General features: G+C 68.6%; 1 protein-coding gene. It reads left to right on the top strand.

Annotated features, from left to right (window positions below; all coding sequences use genetic code 11):
- On the top strand, positions 1-255 hold a 255-nt coding region (locus tag IU459_RS40680; RefSeq protein WP_195134370.1), incomplete at both ends, for a hypothetical protein.

Consider the following 255-nt stretch of genomic DNA (forward strand, 5'->3'; position numbering starts at 1 on the left):
GCGGTGCCCGACAAGGGCCTCGGCTACGGCCTGCTGCGGCAGCTGAATCCGGAGACCGCGCCGAGCCTCGGCTCGTCCGGCCAGATCAGCTTCAACTACCTGGGCCGGATGTCGGCCGGGGAGATCCTCGAGCAGCTCGCCGAGATCGGCTGGGTGCCGGTGGCCGACCTGGGTCAGCTGGATGTCGACATGGACCTCGACATGCCCGCCAACGCGACGATCGATATCAACGCGATCGTCACCGAGGGCGCCGAC

Source organism: Nocardia amamiensis, from assembly GCF_015477605.1.
In the GTDB taxonomy this organism is placed as follows: Bacteria; Actinomycetota; Actinomycetes; order Mycobacteriales; family Mycobacteriaceae; genus Nocardia; species Nocardia amamiensis_A.